The sequence below is a fragment of the Ruminococcus sp. AM26-12LB genome, from assembly GCF_003480785.1.
GTDB lineage: Bacteria > Bacillota > Clostridia > Lachnospirales > Lachnospiraceae > Blautia_A > Blautia_A fusiformis.
The window spans coordinates 233512-255310 of sequence record NZ_QUJX01000001.1; the positions used below are offsets into that span (position 1 = coordinate 233512).

Genomic DNA, 21799 nt, shown 5'->3' on the forward strand with positions numbered 1-21799 from the left:
AAGTCGTGTAATATAAAAGACAAAGAGGAGGACAGGTATGCATAAGTGGAAGCTTTTTAAGAAGTCAGCTGCACTCGTTCTGAGCTCAGCGGTGATCGCGTCAGGAGTGCCGGTAACGGCAATGGCGTCTGAGGCGGAAGTTTTTAGTGACGTGTCAGAAGAAACACAAGGAGAGACAGCACAGGAAGAAGGAGAGAACGAGAATCAGGAGTCTGTTTCCCAGGGCCAGCCGGAAGTTGGTGAAGCTGATATCCAGTCGGAAGAGCCGGAAGAAAGTGATGCAGAAGCTATTCAGGAAGAAGTAGCAGAAATTTCAGCAGAAGAGATTCAACAGGAAGAGGAGCCGCAGATCCAGGATGATACAGAAGAGGTATTCGGTGATGGAGAAGCATTTATGGCAGAAGCAGGCGAGGTTCTTCAGGATGCTTCTGAGATCACTGTTGCAGGAGTGAAATATCTCTGGTCCATGCAGCCGGCAGAGGGATATACACAGATAGGAACAACAGGCGTTTATGTAAAAGTAGCAGACGGGCAGACAGCTCTGAGCGGAAAGCTGTACGGAACGACAACCTTAAGTTATTCGGAATTTTATGCCGGGGATACCACTCAGGAGAGTTATGACGCTATCACTTCGGCAACAACGAGTAAAAATCAGATTTTTGCTAATGAGGACAGCACAGAGGTGACCTCTTCCGGATATCAGATCCAGGGTGTGAAGAATGTAAGTGTTGCAGTGGACGCGGAAACCTATGTAGATGCACAGGCGCTGAAAGCTGCTTCCAAGCTTCCGAGAGAGGGTGTCTATACAGAGGCAGCAGATATTACGCTGAATGAAGCACCGTCACAGGAAACAGGACAGTATAAAACTCTGAATACAGACGGAACATACAGTGCAACAAAATTCGATGTAAAAGCAACGGTCACAGATGCATCCGCCCAGATCCAGGCACCGTCGATCTGGGGTGATTACATGCTGGTGGTAAAAGAAGCCGGCACAAAATATCTCCGCAATTCCAGACAGGGTGATTTTGCTGTAGGCGGAAATACACTGGGAGTGATCCTTGAAACTGCCAGTGGTAAGAAGGTAGGACTTCGTCATACCTATGAAATCTGGGTACAGCCCTACGAACTTGCGTTTTCAGCAGGATCCGGGCTTATCGGGGAAAAAATTTCAAAGGTGACTTATATTACTCCGGACGGCTCCTATGTATATGAGTTCGGAGACAAAGCTCCTCTTGTAAAAAAACAGCCTGAAGCAGGAATGAAGGTACAGGCAGCTTTTGTAAAAGAAAATACAACCCAGGTTAAAGTTGATGATCTTGACAAATATGAAAACCCTAAGGTTTCCGTATACTACACAACAGGAAGTGGCCATGGTAAAAAGACAACGTATGTTGTAGATCATGCAGTGGCAGAGAATGGGGTGGTAACCTTTGACAGCAGTGTAGCCAGGGCCGGGGATGAGATCTACACGGTTATGATCTCAAGCGACAATTATGTGGATATGACAAAAAGTATCACACTGACAGGCCAGCCGATCACGGTTTCCAATGTTTCCTATTACTGGGTAAAGGGAGCGGTGGATGGATATACACAGATTCCGGGAACAGATATTTATTATAAGGTGGCAAATGGACATCAGGCACTGACAGGAACACTTTACGGTACGGCATCTCTGTCATACGAGGAATTTTATGCGGGAGATGCAACGAGCCGCAAGTATGATTCCGTTACATCTGCCACAACCAGAAAAAGTACTGTTTTCGGAAATGCAGATGTTCAGAATCTGACAGAAAATGGCTATGAGATCGCAGGAGTAAAAAAGGTTAATGTAGCTACAGATGCAAAAACGTATGTAGAGGCGCAGATCCTTTCAGAAGCGGGAGAACTTCCGGAAAGCGGAGTATATACAGAAGCAGCAGGGATCACCCTGGGACGTACTCCGACGGTAGAGCCTGGGCAGTATAAAACACTGAATACAGATGGAACATACAGTGCTACAAAATTTAATGTAAAAGCAACTGTGACAGATGCGGAGGCAACACTCAAAACATCTTCTCGCTGGGGAGATTATGAGATTGATGTAAAAGAAACCAGCACAAAATATCTCCGCAATACAAAGAGTGATTCCGATTTTGCAGTTAACTCCGGGATTCAGGGAATGATCCTGGAAACAACAGACGGCGGAAAATATGGCATGCGTCATATGAACGAGATGTGGCTGAAGGTGTATAAGGTTGCCTTTGCAAAAGATACAGGTCTTGAGGGAAAAACCGTAAACAAGATCACGTACATTATGGCAGACGGCGCGTATGTATATGAATTTGCAGATGGTATTTATGTTAAACCGCAGGCAACAGAAGAGATGGCTGTTTCTCCGGAATTTACGGACAGCACCCATGTTAAGCTTGCAAATCTTGATAAATACAAAAATCCGAAGGTATCTGTTTTCTATACAACAGGTGTCGGACATGCTTCAGAGACAACATATCTTGTACAGGATGCAGTAACTACAGATGGAGTGGTTGCTCTGGATTCCACTGTAGCGAGACCGGAAAATGAAACCTATACAGTAAGAGTTTCCAGTGATGGTCATGCAGATGTTTCTGTTCAGCTGGTGTATGGAACGATTGCTTTTAAAGAAAATTCAGGAGTTCTTTATATCGGAAGCTCCAGACAGCTTGAAGCAACAGGCGAGAATTGCAAGGATGTAACATACGCTTCCGATAATGAAACGGTTGCATCTGTGGACGAGAACGGAAAAGTAACTGCGAAAGCAGCAGGAACAGCCGTGATCACAGCAACATCTGCAGCAGGAAAAACTGCACAGTACAAGCTTACTGTAAAAACGCCATCTGTAAAACTGAATGCATCAGCGAAGACGCTTTATGTAAAAGGATCTCCAGCTACAGTGACGCTGAAAGCAACGACCGCAGGTGTTACCGGAAAAGTAACCTATACAAGCAGTAAACCATCTGTTGTAGCTGTAGCCGCAAATGGAAAGGTAACTGCAAAGGCGGCAGGTACAGCTGTGATCACAGCGAAATGCGGAAATTATAAAGCAACCTGCAAGATCACAGTTAAGAAGCCGTCTGTAAAAGCTTCGGCTTCAGCGAAGACTGTATTTGTGGGTGGAACAAGCCAGATCAAAGTGAAAAAAACAGGCGTTAGCGGAAAAGTTACTTATACAAGCAGTAATAAATCCGTTGCAGTGGTAAGCGCAGGCGGAAAAGTAACAGCAAAAAAAGCAGGAACAGCTACAATTACAGTAAAATGCGGAAGCTACAAAGCAACCTGCAGGATCACAGTAAAAAAAGGTAGCCTGAAGATCACATCCAAAACAGCTGTAAGTGTAAAAGCAAAGAAAACAACAGCCATCAAGGCAGTTGCTACTTCAAAGGCAAAGATCACCTACAGAAGCAGCAATACAAAAGTTGCTACTGTAAGCAGCAAAGGTGTTGTTAAAGGTGTGAAAAAAGGAAAAGCTGTTATCTATGTAAGCAGCAACGGAATCACAAAAAAGGTAACAGTTACAGTGAAATAAGCATATATTTCACTTGAATATACTTGATATGTTATAAAGAACCTTTCCCAAAACTGCTTCGGGTCTGCGAAAATGCATGCCCGAAGCAGGAAAAAAGAAAAAATTCGATTTTTTTGAAAAATTTTAATTTTTTCTATTGACAAAGTACAGAAACTCTAATATAATAGCTCTTGCAGTTGAGCAACACACAAACAACTGAAACAGAATAACGAAGCGTGGCTCAGTTTGGTAGAGCGCTGCGTTCGGGACGCAGAGGTCGCAGGTTCAAATCCTGTCGCTTCGACTAAAGCTTTGAGAATCCCTTGGTTGAGGGATTCTTTTTTTGCTTGTGAAAAATAAGAGAACGTAAGTTTGTGTTACCTTGTGTTACCTCAACGAGAAAAGAAAGGAGAATCTTCTGCATTTGCCAGGAAAAAATAAAGGTAAAGGTAATACATGGGAAAAGGTAAAGGAAAGTGAGAAATATTAAGAGAAAGCCTTTGGTGAATGTCCCGAGCATGGACCGCCAGGGGCTTTTTATATTTACAGATGAAAATATTCTTGAATGCTTTAAATAGCAGTGCTATAATACAGATATAAAGAACAACCGCCCATAAGGGGTTGACCTTATAAGAGAAGATTAGAAAATCCCACCCTGTACTCGGCCAAAGTTTTGGGGTGGTTTTTCTATGTAAAGAATTACTTACAAAACGTTAATACGAACGTAAGCAATGCTAGAATGAACATGCCAAAAGCCATAAGATCTTTGAAGTCAAAATAATTGTTGTTCATCAGCACCACCTCCATCCTTTTGGGACTAGAGGTCAGCCACCCTGTAACACGATTGTTCCCGTACAGTGTAGCATATACGGAAAATCCTGACAAGCGCAAAATGTTCTAAGATAGTAATGCTTTTTTGTCAAATGCGCAAATTATCTGTACGTCTTAATTCTTCACCTGTCTGTTAATATTCTGTTTCGGTGTACTGATTCGGGTATAGCCGTATTCTTTCGACTAACAGCTTGAGAATCCCTTGGTTGAGGGGTTCTTTTTTATGTTTGTACATCCTGGAGCTTTTTTCAGTTGATGGAATGATTTCTCTCGATCTTCATATATATTAACGAAACCGAAATACCGGAGGGACGTGCGTTGGCTGGATATCAGCGTTTTGTTGCGTATGTGTACGAGTATCGGAAAGGAAAAAAAGATGGCAGCAGCGGTTATGTGAGGGTGGAGGCCAGAGATAGGAAATGCCGTGTGGAGGTTCATCTGCGCTGCGTTGGACTGGAGCCTGGAAGTCGGTGCAGAGTGTATGGGTTTGTGCGGCAGGAAGGGTTGATGGATGGTATTTTGATCGGAAGCTGTGTTACCGGGCGGGAGCGGATCGAGTGCGCACTGGAGACGGATACAGGGGATATTGGAGGCATGGGAAAAAGTCTTCAGGAGCTTGGAGGACTGCTTCTGATCTCCGATGCCGGCGGATTCTGGGGAACGGAATGGGATGATCAGCCGATCCGGCCGGAGAATTTCCGCGAGTGGAAGAAAAAAGAAACGGAATCTCGGAAGGAAACGGAGAAAACAGGAACGGAATATCAGAAGGCGGCGGAGAAAACAGGCAGAGAGCGGGAAGAAAAGGAAGAAGAAAATCAAAAAGATGGAACCTTGCCAGAAGTGCAGGAAAATCAGAAGGAGTCAGACAGGATCATGACGGTGGAGGAGATTCAGGAGGATGTATTAAAGACATCGGAAACCGGAAATTCATATCAGGCTCCCAGTCCGCATCCGCCGGAGCCACTGCGACCAGGCCAGTCATCACCGCATCCGCCGGAACCACCACGACCAGGCCAGCCGTCACCGCATCCGCCGGAACTACCACGGCCAGGCCAGCCGTCACCGCATCCGCCGAAACCATCGCGACCGGAGCCATCTCGTTCACTTCCGGGAATACCCTGTGATGATCCCTTTAACGACGGCTATTTCACAGACTGCCGCAAGATCAGACCATCGGACTGCAGTGCCTTATGCAGAAAAAACGGCTGCTTCTGCAGCAACCGTTTTGTCATGTACGGATATCAGAATTTCGGCCATCTTCTGCTGTGCAGAAATCCCCGGGGACAGTACATACTGGGGGTACCCGGTGGATACAGCCAGCAGGAACGGTTTATGGCCAATATGTTTGGCTTTCCCCACTTTAAGGAATGTCCGGATATTCATATCCCAGGCGGAAAGGGAGGATACTGGTACTGTTTTATTAACATCTGATCAGAAAAATTTCGGCATCCATGCAGATAAGCAAACAGTTTTGCAAATCCGCAGATCACAGCTCCATACCACGAATTTCTACTACCGGGATCGTCTGAGACAGGATATCCCGGTAGTTTTTCATTTCTTCCTCGGAGCAGGCAGAGAATCCCGGTATCAGAACTCCGTCGGAATCCCGGTAAGCCTGGAGATAATAAGCTTTTGCACCGCTTAACCATCGGCTGATCTCCTGAAAATCTTTTTCGGAATGAAGTTCCCTCACAACTGTTGTACGAAATTCATAATCAAGGTGTCCGTCCAGCAGCCATCCGGCAGTTTCCCGGATCCCATCCAGATCGGCATGTACACCGGTAAGCACATGATAGTTGGAAGGACAGGCCTTGATATCCATGGCAACTTTGTTGATCAGGTCAGCTGCTGCGAGATTTTTTACCACGGAGGGGCGGGAACCGTTGGTATCGAGCTTCACATCATAGCCCAGCTCCCTGATCCTGCTGAGAAATTCCGGCAGCTCCGGTGCAAGTGTGGGTTCACCGCCGGAAATACAGACGCCATCGAGAATCCCCTTTCTTTTTTTTAGAAAAGCCAGGATTTCCTCCTGGGAATATTCGGGCTGGGTGTCAGGCTCCACGACAAGAGCTCCATTCTGGCAGAATGGGCAGCGGAAGTTGCAGCCGCCTAAGAATATGGTACAGGCTACCCTTCCCGGATAATCCAGCAGGGTTGTTTTGTTAAATCCACATATTTTCATAGGAAAATCCCCTTGTTTCTCTTATTTATGATACTACAAGCATACTCTCCCCCGAAAAAAGCTGCAAGCCTTTTTAACCGAATCAAGTAAGTTTCCTGCGGAGCTGCGAAAAGCAGTAAGCAGAGATGGGGACTTGCTCATGGAAGAAAAAAAACATATAATTTATGGGCTACACCTCCTGGGGCTGCATTGACCTTGTCAGTGCATCTACAGCAGAGCTGAAAAAACGCTACGGTTACATCTACGTGGACCGCAACGACGATGGAACAGGTACACTGAACCGTTATAAGAAAAAATCCTTCTATTGGTATAAAGATGTGATCGCTACCAATGGTGAGTCACTTCACAAATAATCTGGCTGCTTGACTTTCCGGAAAAAAGCAGATATAATGCATTCATTGACGCAGACAATGGAGTTCGCGAGAGCTTCCGTTGTCTGCGTTTTTCTGTCATACAATAAGAAAACGCTGCAGAAATTAGTGTGGAAATTTCTGTGGCGTTTTTGGCTGTGTGCGAATATCTGTTTTGCAGCAGATTGACATGAAATACCGGAAAAGCTATAATCGAACGGACAGAAGGCTGAGAGCAGTCTTAGTATGAACAAGATAGGATCCCGGAGCTTTTTCCGGAATGTGAAGTTACAGGAGGAGTAAAAACGTGACAGATCAGGAACGTTTTATGAAAGAGGCGATCCGCCAGGCAAAAAAGGCCCGTGCATTGGAGGAAGTGCCGATCGGCTGCGTGATCGTGCATGAGGGAAAGATCATAGCCAGAGGCTACAATCGCCGCAATACAGATAAAAATACCTTATCCCATGCAGAGCTTAATGCTATCCGAAGGGCAAGTAAAAAGCTGGGAGACTGGCGTCTGGAGGGATGCACCATGTATGTAACGCTGGAGCCTTGTCAGATGTGTTCCGGTGCACTGGTACAATCCAGGATCGATGAGGTGGTGATCGGCTGTATGAACCCGAAAGCAGGCTGTGCCGGATCTGTGATGAATCTTCTTCAGATCGAAGGCTTTAATCATCAGGTAAAGATCACAGAAGGGATATTGGAAGAGGAATGCTCCGAAATGCTTTCCACATTTTTCAGGGAACTGCGGGAGAAAAAGAAGCAGGCAAAAATCCTGAAGAAGCAGGAAGCAGAGCGCCTTGCCGGGCAGACACAGTCAGAGAGAGCGGAACAGAACGAAAAATCCCGGGAGATTTACTCTTGACAGAATCCTGTGAAAATATCAAAATAAAATCATAAATGGATTTCACTATTACAGACAGAAAATCCATTCAGGTCAAACGAAAGTCGTTGATACAGGAACGACAGAAAATGGAGGAACAAAAAATGGAACTTGAAGCTTTAAGAAAAGACATGGTAGCAGCAATGAAGGCCAAAGATAAGGTAACAAAGGAAGCAGTTTCCGCACTGATCGCAGCAGTAAAAAAAGCTGCCATTGATGAGGGATGCCGTGATGACATCAAAGGAGAGCTTGTAGACAAAGTTATCCTGAAAGAGCTGAAAACAGCAAAAGAGCAGATCGACACCTGCCCTGCAGAACGTACAGATCTGAAAGAGGAGTATCAGGCAAGATATGATATCATTGCGAAATATGCTCCGAAGCAGATGGATGAAGCAGAGATCAAGGCTTATATCGAGGAGAAATTTGCAGATGTTCTGGCAACAGGAAATAAAGGCCAGATCATGAAGGCAGTTATGGGAGATCTGAAGGGAAAGGCAGACGGCAAGCTGATTAATCAGGTAGTTGCCGGATATTGTAAATAAAATAATAGCACAAAAAATCCCGCCGGATCAGTCATAAATGACGGACCCGGCGGGAATGCTGTTTATATAGAGATCATATATTATAACCTTTTTTACGCGCGCCGCACCTCGGAATGGTCTCACAGACGTTACCTTTACAGTTAACTCAGCCCAGGCACCCTCACGGCACACAAGAGCTTCTGCTTAGTGCTGCTGCATTCCTGCCCTGACACGGTTCACAGATTCCTGTTGCGTAAGACCCAGACGTCAACGCCACTTATAAAGGGCTGCTCTGCAAGATACAAGCCTCAGATTGGCATCACCCCTGCTGTAGCGGATTGCAGGTACAGGGCACCGCTATCTCCCCGGCTGCGCGGAATTTAATTATAGACTCTGAAACCGGATTTGTCAAGGTACAGACCGAAATAAATCAGTTCATATTAAGTGTACAGTACTGTACCGCCCCGTTTTTGGTGTTGCGAAGGGTGAAGCTGATATAGGCGGACTGCTTCGCGGAAAGATTTCCGATACGGAGCGTGGAAGAAGAAGCCCCGCTGTTAGGGGCGTTGTAATTGGTACTATACTGTGTATGGGTCCGGTTGTTGTTGAAAGAAACGCCTGTGATCTTCCAGCCATTTGCAGCGGTGCATTTCATGACAGCATTCTTCTGTGCCTTGTTGGCGTAACGAAAGGCGTTATGGCCGGAGCTTTTGAATTTTCCGGCAAGATTGCCTTTTACACCTGTGATGGAGACGGATTTCAACGGGTTGACATAACGAAGCACCTTGATGGTGGAAGTATAGGTTTTGTTTCCGACCTTGAAGGAAATCTTTCCAGTTCCGGGCTTTTTAACGGCAAAACCGATATTGTAGAAATGATCGGAGTGAGTGTACGGTTTTGCACCCTTGCGGAAAGCCTCCGTGGTACTTTTGAAGCTGCTGGAACCGAAGGAGTCCAGTGCGATCACAGAACCGCCGCTGACCACTTTAACATTGGATTTGAGAATGTTCTGTTTAGCAGGAATATTGCTGATCGAGATCTCATCGTATCCCAAGTCCTTTCCGGATGTGGGCATATAAACGATCCGGGTTTTGGAATAATTGATCGCTGCACTGGCGGCGAGAGGAGTCATGGCGCATACCATGGCTGCGGCTAATAAAGCGCAGGATAGTTTTTTGAGGATTTTTTTCATAGGACGCTCCTTTCCTGGTAAAAATTTTCTGTAAACATACGAAAGTTACTGATAATTTTATTTTACGATGAGATACAGGTAAAGTCAATCAATACACTCGCTGTTTTCGTGCTTTTTTGGCTATTGTACACTGCCTGAAAATGCTTTATAATATTATATTGTGTAAAACTCTGTGAAAAGAGAGGATACAGTAGTTGTTCTGCAGAAATACGTCAGGTGGAATATCTGTCTTATATGCAGACAGCAACAAATAAAATGTGCACATAAGAGGGCATAGAATGGAGGACGCTATGATTAAAAGAATCGGTCTGCTGACAAGCGGTGGTGACTGTCAGGCACTGAACGCAACCATGAGAGGCGTTGTAAAGGGTCTGAGCAACAGCGTTGAGAACCTTGAGGTTTATGGATTTGATGACGGATATAAGGGACTGATCTACGGGAAATACCGTATGCTTACAGCCAGGGACTTTTCCGGAATCCTGACTCAGGGCGGAACTATTCTCGGAACATCCAGACAGCCATTCAAACTGATGCGGGTTCCGGATGAGAAGGGACTGGACAAGGTTGAGGCCATGAAACAGACTTACTATAAGCTCTGTCTTGACTGTCTTGTGATCCTCGGCGGAAACGGAACGCAGAAAACCGCCAATCTTCTCCGCGAGGAAGGCCTGAATATCATCCATCTTCCGAAGACCATTGATAATGATATCTGGGGTACAGATATGACCTTTGGCTTCCAGAGCGCTCTGGAGATCGCAACAAATGCCATTGACTGCATCCATACAACAGCTGCATCTCATGGACGTGTATTTATTGTTGAGATCATGGGACATAAGGTCGGAAGCCTTACACTGAATGCCGGTGTTGCAGGCGGAGCAGATGTGATCCTGATCCCGGAGATCCCATATGATATCAATAAGGTTGTAGAAGCCATCCAGAAGCGTAACAAGGCAGGCAAGCGTTTTACCATTCTTGCAGTAGCTGAGGGAGCTATCTCAAAAGAAGATGCAGAGCTTCCGAAGAAAAAATACAAAGAAAAGCTTGCGGAAAGAGCGAAGAAATATCCGTCTGTATCCTATGAGATCGCAGACCAGATCCAGCAGGTGACCGGAAGTGAGGTACGTATCACAGTTCCGGGACATATGCAGCGAGGCGGAGAGCCATGTGCATATGACCGCGTTCTTTCCACAAGGATCGGTGCCGGTGCAGCGCAGGCGATCATGGATGAGGAATACGGTGTTATGATCGGTGTCATCAACGGCAAGATCAAGAGGGTTCCTCTTGCTGAATGCGCAGGCAAGCTGAAGATGGTATCTCCAAAGGATCAGCTTGTAAAAGCAGCCAAACAGATCGGAATCAGTTTTGGCGATTAATGAATTATGAGTCATCTGGCCGCCGCGGGAGTCTTTCCGCGGCGACTGTGGCGAAGAGAAGGAGAGTTTTATGAGTTATACTGCTCTTTACCGTAAATTTCGTCCCGACAATTTTGACGATGTAAAAGGACAGGACCATATTGTGACAACACTGACCAACCAGATCAAGGCGAACCGTATCGGACACGCATACCTGTTCTGCGGAACGCGTGGTACCGGAAAAACTACGGTTGCAAAGATCCTGGCGAAGGCAGTAAACTGTGAACATCCTGTAAATGGCAGCCCCTGCAATGAATGTGCCATGTGCAAGGCCATTCAGGCGGGAACTGCCATGAATGTGATCGAGATCGATGCAGCCTCCAACAACGGTGTTGATAACATCCGTGAGATCCGTGAGGAAGTGGCTTATCGTCCAACAGAGGGCAAATACAAGGTTTATATCATCGATGAGGTGCATATGCTCTCAACAGGTGCATTTAATGCTCTTCTGAAAACATTGGAGGAGCCGCCTTCTTATGTTATTTTTATCTTGGCGACTACAGAGGCCCACAAGATACCGATCACAATACTGTCCAGATGTCAGCGCTATGACTTTCACCGGATATCCATTGATACCATTGCTGCCAGACTTTCCGAGCTTCTGACAGCAGAAGGGGTGGAAGCAGAGGAGAAGGCTGTACGCTATGTGGCAAAAAAAGGCGACGGGTCCATGCGAGATGCCCTGAGTCTTCTGGATCAGTGTATTTCCTTTTATCTGGGACAGGTGCTTACTTATGATAAAGTCCTGGATGTTCTGGGAGCTGTGGATACAGAGGTATTCAGCAGACTTCTCCGAAAGGTTCTTTCCGGCGATGTGACAGGTTCCATCCATGTGCTGGAGGACCTGATCACAGGCGGCCGGGAGCTGGGACAGTTTGTATCAGATTTTACCTGGTATATGCGAAATCTTCTGCTTGTGAAGACTTCCGAAAATCCGGAGGAAGCCATTGATGTTTCTTCTGAGAATCTGAAGCTTCTGAAGGAAGAGAGCGGGATGACAGATGTGGAGACGCTGATGCGTTACATTCGTATTTTTTCCGATCTGTCCAATCAGATCCGTTTTGCAAGCCAGAAGCGTGTATTGGTGGAAATCGCACTGATCAAGCTGTGCAGACCGGCCATGGAGACAAATCTGGACTCTGTTCTTGACAGGCTTCGTGTCCTGGAAAAACAGATGGAGGAACGGCCTGTGCAGCAGGTGATCGTTCGGGAGAGCGAGGCCGGTGGAGCCGGGGAACCGGGGGCGGCAGTGACCGGTACAGCAACGGTACAGCAGCAGAAACCACAGAAGGCAGCTCCTGAGGATCTTCAGAAGATCGTGGCAGGCTGGCGTGCCATCGTGGGTCAGACTACCGGACTTTTCAAGCAGTCCCTGCAGCGTGCAGTCCCCAAGTATAACGGAGAAACAGGAGATCCCATCCTTTATGTGGAATTCCAGGATTTTCTGGGGATGAATTATGTAGACAATCCGGAGGCGAAGAAAGAGCTTCAGGACATTATTGTTGCCCGGACAGGCAAGAGCGTGGAGATACATATGCTGGTAGCCAACAAACATCAGCACACCAATCTCGCGCAGATCACAGTAGACGATGCACTTCGGGAGAATATCCACATGGATATCGTAGTGGAAGAAGACCCGGATGAGGAGTCATAAATCCGTAAACAAAAAACAGGAGGAAAGTATTATGGCAAAAAGAGGTGGATTTCCTGGCATGGGTATGCCGGGAAACATGAATAATCTTATGAAACAGGCGCAGAAAATGCAGCGTCAGATGGAAGAAAACCAGAAAGCTCTTGAGGAAAAAGAGTTTACAGCAACAGTAGGCGGCGGAGCTGTTTCCGTTACAGTTTCCGGTAAACGTGAAATAACAAAGGTCACACTTTCCGAGGAAGCGGTAGATCCGGATGATATCGAGATGCTTGAGGACATGATCGCGGCAGCAACAAATGAGGCGCTCCGTCAGGTTGAGTCCGAGTCAGCAGCAGTGATGTCCAAACTCACAGGCGGCCTTGGCGGTCTTGGCGGAGGTCTTCCTTTCTGATGGAATATTACAGCAGCCATATCAATAAACTTATTGAGCAGCTTTCCCATCTTCCGGGGATCGGAGCCAAATCTGCCCAGCGTCTTGCATTTCATATCATGAATATGCCGAAGGACCAGGTGGAGCAGCTGACCGCCTCCATTACCGATGCAAGGCAGAATGTTCAGTACTGTAAGTGCTGTTACACGCTGACAGATCAGGAGCTTTGTCCGATCTGCGCCAATCCCAAAAGGGATCACAGCACGATCATGGTGGTTGAGAATACCAGGGATCTGGCAGCATATGAGAAAACAGGTAAATTTGACGGTGTATATCATGTACTTCATGGTGCAATCTCCCCGATGCTTGGGATCGGGCCGGATGATATCAAACTGAAGGAACTGATGAAGCGCCTTCAGGGGGATGTAAAGGAAGTTATTGTGGCAACCAATTCCAGTCTTGAAGGCGAAACGACAGCTATGTACATCAGTAAGCTGATCAAACCGACCGGGATCAAAGTAAGCCGTATCGCCAGCGGAGTTCCGGTGGGCGGTGATCTGGAGTATATTGATGAGGTGACACTTCTCCGGGCACTGGAAGGAAGAGTGGAACTATAACCGGATCAGGTGAAAAATTCCCTGAGGGATTGCAAAAAGTGATAAGCAGCCAGGAAATTTCCCCAGGTTATAAAGGAGGTGAGACTGGTGGCAAAAAAGAAAGCAACCTCATCGGATGTGGCAGCACGCGCAGGAGTTTCCCAGGCAACGGTATCCATGGTGCTGAACCGGAAATATAATGTTTCTTTTTCGAGAGAAACTGTAGAGCGGGTGGAGCAGGCGGCCAGAGAGCTTGGCTATGAGCTTCCCGGACGTCGGAAACACAAAGCTGACAGAAAAGAAAAGCTGATCGTTGTTTTCTGCCCCACACTCACCAGTCCCTATTATGTACTGCTGCTTCAGGGGATCGAGGCTGTGGCCAATGAGCAGGGATATGGGGTATTTATCTGCAACACCCAGCGCGATGCGGGGCTGGAAGAAAAATATCTCCGTATGATGCAGACCATGCGGCCGGCAGGGATCATCTATACCTGCAATCCTCATCCGGATTTCCAGCATCAGGTAGAAAAGATTGCAAAAGAAACACCGCTGGTCATCATCAGCAACAAGGAAAAAACAACCACGGTAGATGCTATCAATCAGGACAACACAGTGGTAGGAAGGCTGATGGCCAGACATCTTCTTGATCTGGGGCACACGGATGTGGCATTTATCACGCCGCCACTTACCAGACGGCAGTGGCAGCGCTCCAAGCGTGTGGAGGGTTTTGTCCGCGAGTTTGAAAAAGAGGGAAAAAAGGATCATGTGCTCATCAAGGCGGCAGATGAGTCCAATGACAGAAAGATCCCGCGGATGGATTCCGAGTATGCCATGGGCTACGAGCTGACTATGGAGCTTCTCCAGGAAGGACAGAAATTTACGGCTATCGCAGGACAGAATGACATGATGGCCATAGGCGCCATTGATGCGCTGCATGAAATGAGGATACACGTTCCGAAGGATGTTTCTGTCATAGGGTGCGACAATATTTTTTATTCCGGCATCCGCAGGATCTCCCTGACAACCATTGATCATTTTGTTGCGCTGAAGGGAAGAGATGCCTGTGACATCATCATCCGTAAGATCGACATGAATGATAAATTTTACCTGGATGAAAGACCTGCCAGCCTGTATAATATCGAATATACCCCGAAGCTGATCACGCGCCGCACGACGGGGTATGCAAGACTGGACAGAAACCAGTCTGATGAACAGAAAAATAAATAATAGCGCAAAAATTATTAATAATAATATATAGAGAGAGTTTCCATGACACATTTGAATAGAAACCTTGTTAGCTACGATAATTACGGCGATATTCGAATTGAGGAAAATGGAAAGAAGCTGTTTTGGGTGAAAAAATTGACAGGCACTATTAATAAAATGTTATTTTATTAATAAAAGATTTATTAATAAAAAGCAGGTGCCTTGACCCCCGCAATGAGTTTGTTATAATGGAATCATCAAGAAAAAGAACGAACGTAAACAGGAGGAAAAAACAATGAAATTTTTTATCGACACAGCTAAAGTAGAGGATATCAGAGAAGCAAATGACATGGGAGTTATCTGTGGAGTTACAACAAACCCGTCTCTGATCGCCAAAGAAGGAAGAGACTTCAACGAGGTGATCAAAGAGATCACAACGATCGTTGACGGACCGATCAGCGGTGAGGTTAAAGCTACCACAACAGATGCTGAGGGAATGATCCGTGAGGGACGTGAGATCGCAGCCATCCATCCGAACATGGTTGTTAAGATTCCTATGACAACAGAGGGACTGAAGGCAGTTAAGGTTCTTTCCTCTGAGGGGATCAAGACAAACGTTACTCTGATCTTTTCTGCTAACCAGGCACTTCTTGCAGCAAGAGCAGGTGCTACATATGTATCTCCGTTCCTTGGAAGACTGGATGACATCTCCACAGATGGCGTTGAGCTGATCCAGCAGATCGCTGAGATGTTTGCAGTTGCAGATATCCCGACAGAGATCATCGCAGCAAGCGTTCGTCATCCAATGCATGTAACTGCATGTGCACTTGCAGGCGCAGATATCGCTACGGTACCGTTCAAGGTAATTGAGCAGATGACACATCATCCGCTGACAGATGCAGGTATCGCTAAATTCCAGGCTGATTACAAGGCAGTATTCGGTGAGTGATCGAAACCTCTTTTATATACAAATTCCCTGTGAACAGCAGGGCACTAAAAAGGAGACATTTATAACATGGATAAGTTAGAACTTCAGAAAGTTGCCAACGAAGTCCGCAAGGATATCGTAACAGCAGTCCATGCAGCAAAGGCCGGCCATCCGGGCGGATCCCTTTCTGCAGCAGACGTGTTCACCTATTTATATTTTGAAGAGATGAACATCGATCCGAAGGATCCTAAGAAGGCAGACCGTGACCGCTTTGTCCTTTCCAAAGGACATACAGCACCGGGACTCTATTCTGTACTTGCAGAGAGAGGATATTTTCCAAAAGAGGATCTGAAAACACTTCGTCATCTGGGCTCCTATCTTCAGGGACATCCGGATATGAAGCATATTCCGGGCGTTGATATGTCCAGCGGTTCTCTTGGTCAGGGAATCTCTGCAGCAGCAGGTATGGCTCTTTCTGCCAAACTCAGTAATGATGACTATCGAGTATATACATTGCTGGGTGATGGTGAGATCGAGGAAGGCCAGGTGTGGGAGGCAGCTATGTTCGCAGGCTTCCGTAAACTGGACAACCTGGTTGTGATCGTAGATAACAATGGACTTCAGATCGATGGTGACATTGCAGATGTATGCTCCCCGTATCCGATCGACAAGAAATTTGAAGCTTTCAATTTCCATGTGATCAATGTTGCGGACGGCAACGATATGGATCAGCTGAAGGCTGCTTTTGATGAGGCAAGAGCTACAAAGGGTATGCCGACAGCTATCATCATGAAAACAGTAAAAGGTAAAGGCGTTTCCTACATGGAGAACGCAGTAGGCTGGCACGGAAAAGCTCCGAATGACGAGCAGTATGCACAGGCAATGGAAGATCTGGAGAAGGTAGGTGAAGCATTATGTCAGAAGTAAAGAAAATCGCAACGAGAGCAAGCTACGGCAGTGCCCTCATAGAATTAGGAAAAAAACACGAGGATCTTATCGTTCTTGACGCTGACCTTGCTGCAGCTACACAGACAGGTATGTTTAAAAAAGAATTCCCGGAGCGTCACATTGACTGCGGTATCGCAGAGTGCAACATGATGGGTATTGCAGCAGGAATCGCTTCCACAGGTAAGGTTCCCTTTGCAAGTACTTTTGCAATGTTTGCAGCAGGACGTGCTTATGAGCAGGTTCGTAACTCCATCGGATATCCGAAGCTGAATGTAAAGATCGGAGCAACTCACGGCGGTATTTCTGTAGGTGAAGATGGCGCCACACATCAGTGCCTGGAGGATTTTGCCCTGATGAGAGTGATTCCGGGCATGGTCGTTGCAAGTCCTTCTGATGATATCGAAGCAAAAGCTATGGTTGCTGCTGCTTACGAGCATCAGGGACCGGTATACATGAGATTCGGACGTCTTGCTGTTCCGGTTATCAATGACAGACCGGATTATAAATTTGAGCTTGGTAAGGGCATCGTTCTCCGCGAGGGAAAAGATCTTACCATCATCGCAAACGGACTTTGCGTTGCACCGGCTCTTGAAGCAGCTGAGAAGCTTGCAGCAGACGGAATCGATGCAAAAGTGATCAATATCCATACCATCAAGCCTCTGGATGAGGACCTTGTTGTTGCAGCTGCCAAAGAAACCGGCAAGGTTGTAACTGTTGAGGAGCATTCCATCATCGGCGGTCTTGGCGGAGCTGTATGCGAGTGCCTGGCTGAGAAGGCACCGGTACCGGTTAAACGTATCGGAATCCATGATGTATTCGGTGAGTCCGGTCCGGCATTAGAGCTTCTTCATAAATACGGTCTCGATGCAGAGGGTATCTATAAGCAGATCAAGGAGTTCGCATAATCAAGATCAACAGGGGATAAGTCTGTTTCTGCAGGAAGTATCTTAAGGATCCCGCAGGCGATCACATCTGCAAGTGCTACCACGGTGGAGAGCCGGGTAGTCTGCAGGGTAAGCTGCTCCATGATTCCGGCAGTATTTACAATGCCGGTGATATGGATGTCCCCTACAGGTGGAAGATCTTTCTGAACACCAGCACCTGGGTAAAGTGCACCATTTCCAATGGTCACATAGCCCAGGTGTTTTTTTTGTCCAAGAGAAGCATCTATGGCGATTACAAGGGCGTGTGGATGAAGCCTTGTGATAAGCGATGAAGTTTTTTCCAAGTTCAGGGCATGGACCGGGCAGGAAAGAGTGCCGTAGACAAAAATATGTCCGGTTTCATGAGGATGAAGAAGGTGTCCGATATATGGGCCTAAACAATCTCCGGTAACACGATCACTGCCAATGCATAAAAACACGATCTCAGTCCATTTTTTAGGACAGTGAAGAATGCATTTTTTCAGAAGATAAGCAATCTCGCCGGATGAACCGTTTTTTCCGGCATCAATGTAAAAAGCCATGAGAAACCTCGATTCTTTTTTCACTCTATCATATCCTGAAAAAAGGAAAAATATGCATGGTGCGGAATCTGTCGCTAAATTCTGTGGACAGACTCTTACATTCTGCTAAAATCCGCATTTTTACTGTGCTATGCTTGGACAGAAGGAGTGATATGAGATGATAGAAGTCATTTATAAGGAGGACACAACAGAACAGGAAGCCGCACAGGAATCGTTTTCCATGCCTAGAAATGTAAGGCAGATCGGGCTGGCGAACGGAGATTACAGGATTTATATAGAAGATTATGTATACACATTTCTCTGCAGCCTGGCAGAAGATGAAAAGCCGGAAGGCCAGGGAAGTGTGGCGGTACTTACAGGTGAAATTCAATGGACTGCAGATATGACCTGTATTTTTATAAAAGGTGCCATTGCAGCAGACGGCATGGAGGCTGCGGCAGAACATATTGACTTTTCGGAAAAACTCTGGCAGAAACTGCAGGAGGATAAGGATCAGTATTTTCCGGAGCAGGAGATCGTGGGATGGTTTTTTGCACAGCCTCAGATAGCAATGGAGATCACGGAGCTTTTTGTGAAAGTACATCTCAGACATTTCGGAGGGGAAAAGATCCTGATGCTGATGGATCCTGGAGAACGGGAGGATGCCTTTTTCCGTTATGATGGCGGCATGATGGCAAAACTGAGCGGGTATTATATTTATTATGAGAAAAATTCTCAGATGCAGACGTATATGATCGAACGCAGCCAGAAAGAGGGCGGAGAAGCATCCGAGAAAGTGGAGGACAGGGCTGTCAGAAATTTCAGAAAGATCATAGACAGTAAAAATCCGGAGGAACAGGGAGAAGAGAAAACTTCTGTTTTTTCTTATGCGGCTACGGTGTGTCTGGCATTGGCAGTTCTTGTGGCTGGAGTGGGCTTTTATCGGAATCAGCAGGAAAAAACAGAGGTTCCGGAAGATTATCGCGCTGCTTCTGCTTCGGTGGTGCAGATGACACCTGCAGTAACAGAACCGGTGCGGAGTGTATCGGTTTCGCCAAAGGCGGTGCAGACGCAGAAACCGGTGCAAACACAAAAACCGGTACAGACGCAGGAAGCTGTGCGGGGAACTCCGGTCCCGACGGAAACCATGCAGAAAAGAGAAAAAATCTCAATAACACCGGAACCTCGAAGTTCAAAAAAACAGTCTGTTTCAGAAGCAACGCAAAAAAAGGATAATAAAACAGAAGAGAAAAAAACAGAAGAGAAAAAAACAGAAGAGAAAAAAACAGAAGAGACTTCAGTGGCTGCAGGAAATCCTGGAGAAACTTATGTGATCCGCCCGGGAGACACCTTGTATCAGATCAGTCTCAACCGCTATGGTACTGTAGCGGCGATGGAGCAGATCTGTGCATTAAACGGAATTTCTGCCAATGAGATCATTTATCCCGGGCAGGTAATTGTACTACCCTGATGGAGTGTGCTATAATAACTGGAAAACCAATTACAAAATAAAATACTTAAGGTAAGGGATACAGTTGTGAATATCATAAAAAAAATACAGAAAAAACAAAAGCGTAAAAAGCTGATGAGGCAAAAAGCCAGGCTTGCACAGGAACAGGCTGCACAGGAAGGCGCTCACTACGGGAGAACTTCTCATCGCCGAAGGATTTCAAGAAAGGGGAAAAAGGTGATCACAGCGGCAGTGATCGCTGCTGCAGTCTGCCTGGTTTTTCTCTATGCAGAAAAAAGAAGCTATCACAGCTATAAAGTATTAAATACAAGCGAACAGGAAGATGTTGTGTCCACACAGTATGTGGACATGGATGGAGATATCCTGAGATACAGTCCGGATGGAGTATCTGTTGTGGACAACAGCATGAATACGATCTGGAATGAAACCTATACAATGCAGAATCCTATTGCAGATGTGAATGGAAGCAGGGCGGTTGTTGCAGACAGCGAGGGAACATCGCTTTATATCTGCGACAAAAAAGGTGTGACCGGAACTGTAACAACATCTTATGCTATTGTAAAAGTGCGGATCGCATCGAATGGAATGGTTGCAGTGATCCTGGACAATGATGATAATACCTGGATCAATTTTTATAATCCGGATGGCAGTCTGGTCGCGGAAAATCTGACTAAGATCGATGATCCGGGATATCCCATGGATGTAGCAGTGTCTGATAACGGAGTGATGATGGTAACATTCCAGTATGTTGATGGAAGCAAGACTACCAGCTATGTGGCATTTTATAATTATGGGGATGTAGGGCAGAATGAGGATGATCGGATCGTAAGTGGTTATACCTATGAGAATGTAGTGATCCCGCAGGTGGAATGTATCAGTGACAGTAAGTATATTGCTTTGCGAGATGATGGATTTTCTACTTACCAGGGAAGCCAGATTCCCAAAGAAAGCAAAACAGTCAATGTAAAACAGGAGATCGTAAGTACATTTTTCAGTGATGACAGGATTGGCCTTGTATTTAAAAACAATAATAAAGATGATCTGTATACAATGGAAGTCTATAGTATGAGCGGACAGCTGAAATTCCGTAAAAATTTCAATATTCCATATACGACTATAAAAATGAGCGGAGATAATATCATCATGTATAACAGCTCGCAGATCTGCGTGATGAACAGCCGTGGCGTACAGAAATATGCCGGAAATGTAGATGGAACGATCCGGGATTTCTTTAAGATCGGATGGAATAAATATCTTATGGTACTGGATACAGGCGTCAGCACCATAAAATTCAGTTAAGGGGGCAGATATGAACTGGACATGGCTTGGACTGGCTGTGCTGGTCCTGCTTGCCTTTTCCATGGTGGATGGATACAGGCATGGCTTTGTAAAAGAAGTAGTATCTGCATTGCTTGTTCTGATCTCCGTTGCTCTGGTATGGCTGATCAATCCTTATGTGAATCAGTTCATACGTGAGAATACGTCTGTTTATGAAAAAATCCAGACTGCCAGCGGATCATTTGTGGATTCTCTGGCAGATGGAAAAGAAACCATGGATGAGGAGGAACAGAAGGCGTTGATCAGCAGTATGGATATTCCGGATCTCCTCCAGAAGGGGATAACAGAAAATAATACGGCATTGGTGTATCAATATCTGGCGGTTAATACATTTGCAGGGTATATTTCCGGATATCTGGCCAATGTAGCAGTGAACTGTCTTTCTTTTTTGGTATCATACATACTTTCCTCAATCCTGATCCATGTGTTGGCGTATGCCATGGATCTCCTGGCAAGATTGCCGGTCATCCGTGGGATCAACAAAATAGCCGGCGCCGTAGTAGGAGGCATGAAGTGTATTGTTTTTGTATGGGTCGGAATGCTGGTACTTACGATTTTATGCAACACGGAAATAGGGCAAAAGGGTCTGGGACTGATCCGGGGTGATACAGTACTGGATTTTCTTTATGATAAAAATATTTTTATCCGTATTTTTACAGGAATATTTTATGGTGGGTAAAAGAAACCGCATTTTGCAGACGAAAAAGCACCAGGATACAGGTGGTGACCATGTCTGTGAAATGCGGTTTTTGGCGAAAAAATACGTTTTTCAGAAAAAAATGAAATTTATGTAAAAAACATGTTGACAGCTAATGGAAAAAATGCTATTCTATCAGAGTTGTTAGGAACAAATTGTTTTTAAGAAACAGATAAATACATCTGCTTTCAGAAAAATAAAAAAGTAGTTGACAAAAGACAGAAGATATGATAAAGTATCCAAGTCGTCAACG

The 21799-nt window shown here is 45.9% G+C and carries 18 protein-coding genes, 1 tRNA gene, 1 other RNA gene and 1 pseudogene; 17 read left to right on the plus strand and 4 right to left on the minus strand.

All coding sequences use genetic code 11. The features are described from left to right. Positions 1-37: 37 nt before the first annotated feature. The 3 genes from DW694_RS01110 to DW694_RS01120 all read left to right on the plus strand — a co-directional run bounded on the left by DW694_RS01110 (position 38) and on the right by DW694_RS01120 (position 5785). Entirely contained in the window at positions 38-3544 is a 3507-nt protein-coding gene (locus DW694_RS01110) for an Ig-like domain-containing protein (RefSeq protein ID WP_118752419.1), read from the plus strand. A gap of 209 nt (positions 3545-3753) precedes the next feature. Then, positions 3754-3827, plus strand: a tRNA-Pro gene (locus tag DW694_RS01115). Positions 3828-4672: 845 nt separating this feature from the next. Then, positions 4673-5785: a DUF6128 domain-containing protein gene (locus DW694_RS01120; protein WP_118752420.1), complete on the plus strand. Its 1113-nt coding sequence runs from the start codon at positions 4673-4675 to the stop codon at positions 5783-5785. A 55-nt stretch (positions 5786-5840) separates the two neighbouring features. Here DW694_RS01120 and DW694_RS01125 read toward each other — a convergent pair whose 3' ends face one another. Further along, complete coding sequence (locus tag DW694_RS01125) at positions 5841-6536, minus strand: anaerobic ribonucleoside-triphosphate reductase activating protein (protein WP_021650953.1); 696 nt, start codon at positions 6534-6536, stop codon at positions 5841-5843. Positions 6537-6700: 164 nt separating this feature from the next. On the opposite strand from DW694_RS01125, the pseudogene DW694_RS01130 reads away from it, so the two are divergent. From DW694_RS01130 to DW694_RS01140, 3 genes and pseudogenes are all read left to right on the plus strand, one after another. Further along, a pseudogene (locus tag DW694_RS01130) lies at positions 6701-6889 on the plus strand (family 1 glycosylhydrolase); the annotation flags it as partial. Positions 6890-7193: 304 nt separating this feature from the next. Next, on the plus strand, positions 7194-7754 hold the full coding sequence (gene tadA / locus DW694_RS01135) for a tRNA adenosine(34) deaminase TadA (protein ID WP_243113491.1): 561 nt from the start codon (positions 7194-7196) through the stop codon (positions 7752-7754). A 122-nt stretch (positions 7755-7876) separates the two neighbouring features. Beyond that, positions 7877-8314, plus strand: a complete 438-nt coding sequence (locus DW694_RS01140; RefSeq protein WP_022426683.1) for a GatB/YqeY domain-containing protein — start codon at positions 7877-7879, stop codon at positions 8312-8314. A 94-nt stretch (positions 8315-8408) separates the two neighbouring features. Here DW694_RS01140 and ffs read toward each other — a convergent pair. Beyond that, an RNA gene (gene ffs / locus DW694_RS01145) (signal recognition particle sRNA large type) lies at positions 8409-8670 on the minus strand. 53 nt (positions 8671-8723) lie between these two features. After that, positions 8724-9485, minus strand: a complete 762-nt coding sequence (locus DW694_RS01150; protein WP_059086189.1) for a hypothetical protein — start codon at positions 9483-9485, stop codon at positions 8724-8726. Positions 9486-9778: 293 nt separating this feature from the next. Between DW694_RS01150 and DW694_RS01155 the strand changes: the two genes are divergently transcribed. From DW694_RS01155 to DW694_RS01190, 8 genes are all read left to right on the plus strand, one after another. Further along, positions 9779-10858 carry an ATP-dependent 6-phosphofructokinase gene (locus DW694_RS01155; RefSeq protein ID WP_353611228.1) on the plus strand — a complete coding sequence of 360 codons (1080 nt, stop codon included), beginning with the start codon at positions 9779-9781 and terminating at the stop codon, positions 10856-10858. 70 nt (positions 10859-10928) lie between these two features. Then, on the plus strand, positions 10929-12551 hold the full coding sequence (gene dnaX, locus DW694_RS01160; protein ID WP_110102770.1) for a DNA polymerase III subunit gamma/tau: 1623 nt from the start codon (positions 10929-10931) through the stop codon (positions 12549-12551). A gap of 31 nt (positions 12552-12582) precedes the next feature. Further along, positions 12583-12939: a YbaB/EbfC family nucleoid-associated protein gene (locus tag DW694_RS01165; protein WP_015525666.1), complete on the plus strand. Its 357-nt coding sequence runs from the start codon at positions 12583-12585 to the stop codon at positions 12937-12939. After that, positions 12939-13535 (plus strand): recombination mediator RecR, encoded by a 597-nt coding sequence (gene recR, locus DW694_RS01170; protein WP_015525667.1) that lies wholly within the window; start codon positions 12939-12941, stop codon positions 13533-13535. Before DW694_RS01165 ends, recR begins: the two co-directional genes overlap by 1 nt. An 87-nt stretch (positions 13536-13622) precedes the next feature. Further along, on the plus strand, positions 13623-14741 hold the full coding sequence (locus DW694_RS01175; protein WP_059086187.1) for a LacI family DNA-binding transcriptional regulator: 1119 nt from the start codon (positions 13623-13625) through the stop codon (positions 14739-14741). 274 nt (positions 14742-15015) lie between these two features. After that, entirely contained in the window at positions 15016-15669 is a 654-nt protein-coding gene (gene fsa / locus DW694_RS01180; protein ID WP_015525668.1) for a fructose-6-phosphate aldolase, read from the plus strand. 66 nt (positions 15670-15735) lie between these two features. Next, complete coding sequence (locus DW694_RS01185) at positions 15736-16575, plus strand: transketolase (protein ID WP_015525669.1); 840 nt, start codon at positions 15736-15738, stop codon at positions 16573-16575. Beyond that, the gene (locus tag DW694_RS01190; RefSeq protein ID WP_015525670.1) at positions 16563-17501 is read left to right on the plus strand and encodes a transketolase family protein; all 939 of its coding nucleotides are present in this window, start codon (positions 16563-16565) and stop codon (positions 17499-17501) included. The genes DW694_RS01185 and DW694_RS01190 overlap by 13 nt, the downstream gene beginning before the upstream one ends. Here the strand turns inward: DW694_RS01190 and yyaC are convergent. Further along, a complete protein-coding gene (gene yyaC / locus DW694_RS01195; RefSeq protein WP_022426512.1) occupies positions 17474-18061 on the minus strand; it encodes a spore protease YyaC in 588 nt (195 codons plus the stop codon). The two genes, DW694_RS01190 and yyaC, sit on opposite strands and share 28 nt — an antisense overlap. 157 nt (positions 18062-18218) lie before the next feature. Between yyaC and DW694_RS01200 the strand changes: the two genes are divergently transcribed. From DW694_RS01200 to DW694_RS01210, 3 genes are all read left to right on the plus strand, one after another. After that, positions 18219-19511 (plus strand): LysM peptidoglycan-binding domain-containing protein, encoded by a 1293-nt coding sequence (locus DW694_RS01200; RefSeq protein ID WP_118752421.1) that lies wholly within the window; start codon positions 18219-18221, stop codon positions 19509-19511. A 66-nt stretch (positions 19512-19577) separates the two neighbouring features. Then, on the plus strand, positions 19578-20810 hold the full coding sequence (locus tag DW694_RS01205; protein WP_022426514.1) for a DUF5711 family protein: 1233 nt from the start codon (positions 19578-19580) through the stop codon (positions 20808-20810). Positions 20811-20820: 10 nt separating this feature from the next. Next, a complete protein-coding gene (locus DW694_RS01210) occupies positions 20821-21528 on the plus strand; it encodes a CvpA family protein (protein ID WP_021650939.1) in 708 nt (235 codons plus the stop codon). Positions 21529-21799 lie beyond the last annotated feature (271 nt).

What these genes read in the sequence shown, in the direction of transcription:
- DW694_RS01150 (WP_059086189.1), bottom strand. Translation starts at nt 9,485, where the DNA reads ATGAAAAAAATCCTCAAAAAACTATCCTGCGCTTTATTAGCCGCAGCC.
- fsa (WP_015525668.1), top strand. Translation starts at nt 15,016, where the DNA reads ATGAAATTTTTTATCGACACAGCTAAAGTAGAGGATATCAGAGAAGCA.
- DW694_RS01190 (WP_015525670.1), top strand. Translation starts at nt 16,563, where the DNA reads ATGTCAGAAGTAAAGAAAATCGCAACGAGAGCAAGCTACGGCAGTGCC.
- recR (WP_015525667.1), top strand. Translation starts at nt 12,939, where the DNA reads ATGGAATATTACAGCAGCCATATCAATAAACTTATTGAGCAGCTTTCC.
- dnaX (WP_110102770.1), top strand. Translation starts at nt 10,929, where the DNA reads ATGAGTTATACTGCTCTTTACCGTAAATTTCGTCCCGACAATTTTGAC.
- DW694_RS01165 (WP_015525666.1), top strand. Translation starts at nt 12,583, where the DNA reads ATGGCAAAAAGAGGTGGATTTCCTGGCATGGGTATGCCGGGAAACATG.
- DW694_RS01125 (WP_021650953.1), bottom strand. Translation starts at nt 6,536, where the DNA reads ATGAAAATATGTGGATTTAACAAAACAACCCTGCTGGATTATCCGGGA.
- DW694_RS01110 (WP_118752419.1), top strand. Translation starts at nt 38, where the DNA reads ATGCATAAGTGGAAGCTTTTTAAGAAGTCAGCTGCACTCGTTCTGAGC.
- DW694_RS01200 (WP_118752421.1), top strand. Translation starts at nt 18,219, where the DNA reads ATGATAGAAGTCATTTATAAGGAGGACACAACAGAACAGGAAGCCGCA.
- DW694_RS01185 (WP_015525669.1), top strand. Translation starts at nt 15,736, where the DNA reads ATGGATAAGTTAGAACTTCAGAAAGTTGCCAACGAAGTCCGCAAGGAT.
- DW694_RS01140 (WP_022426683.1), top strand. Translation starts at nt 7,877, where the DNA reads ATGGAACTTGAAGCTTTAAGAAAAGACATGGTAGCAGCAATGAAGGCC.
- yyaC (WP_022426512.1), bottom strand. Translation starts at nt 18,061, where the DNA reads ATGGCTTTTTACATTGATGCCGGAAAAAACGGTTCATCCGGCGAGATT.
- DW694_RS01210 (WP_021650939.1), top strand. Translation starts at nt 20,821, where the DNA reads ATGAACTGGACATGGCTTGGACTGGCTGTGCTGGTCCTGCTTGCCTTT.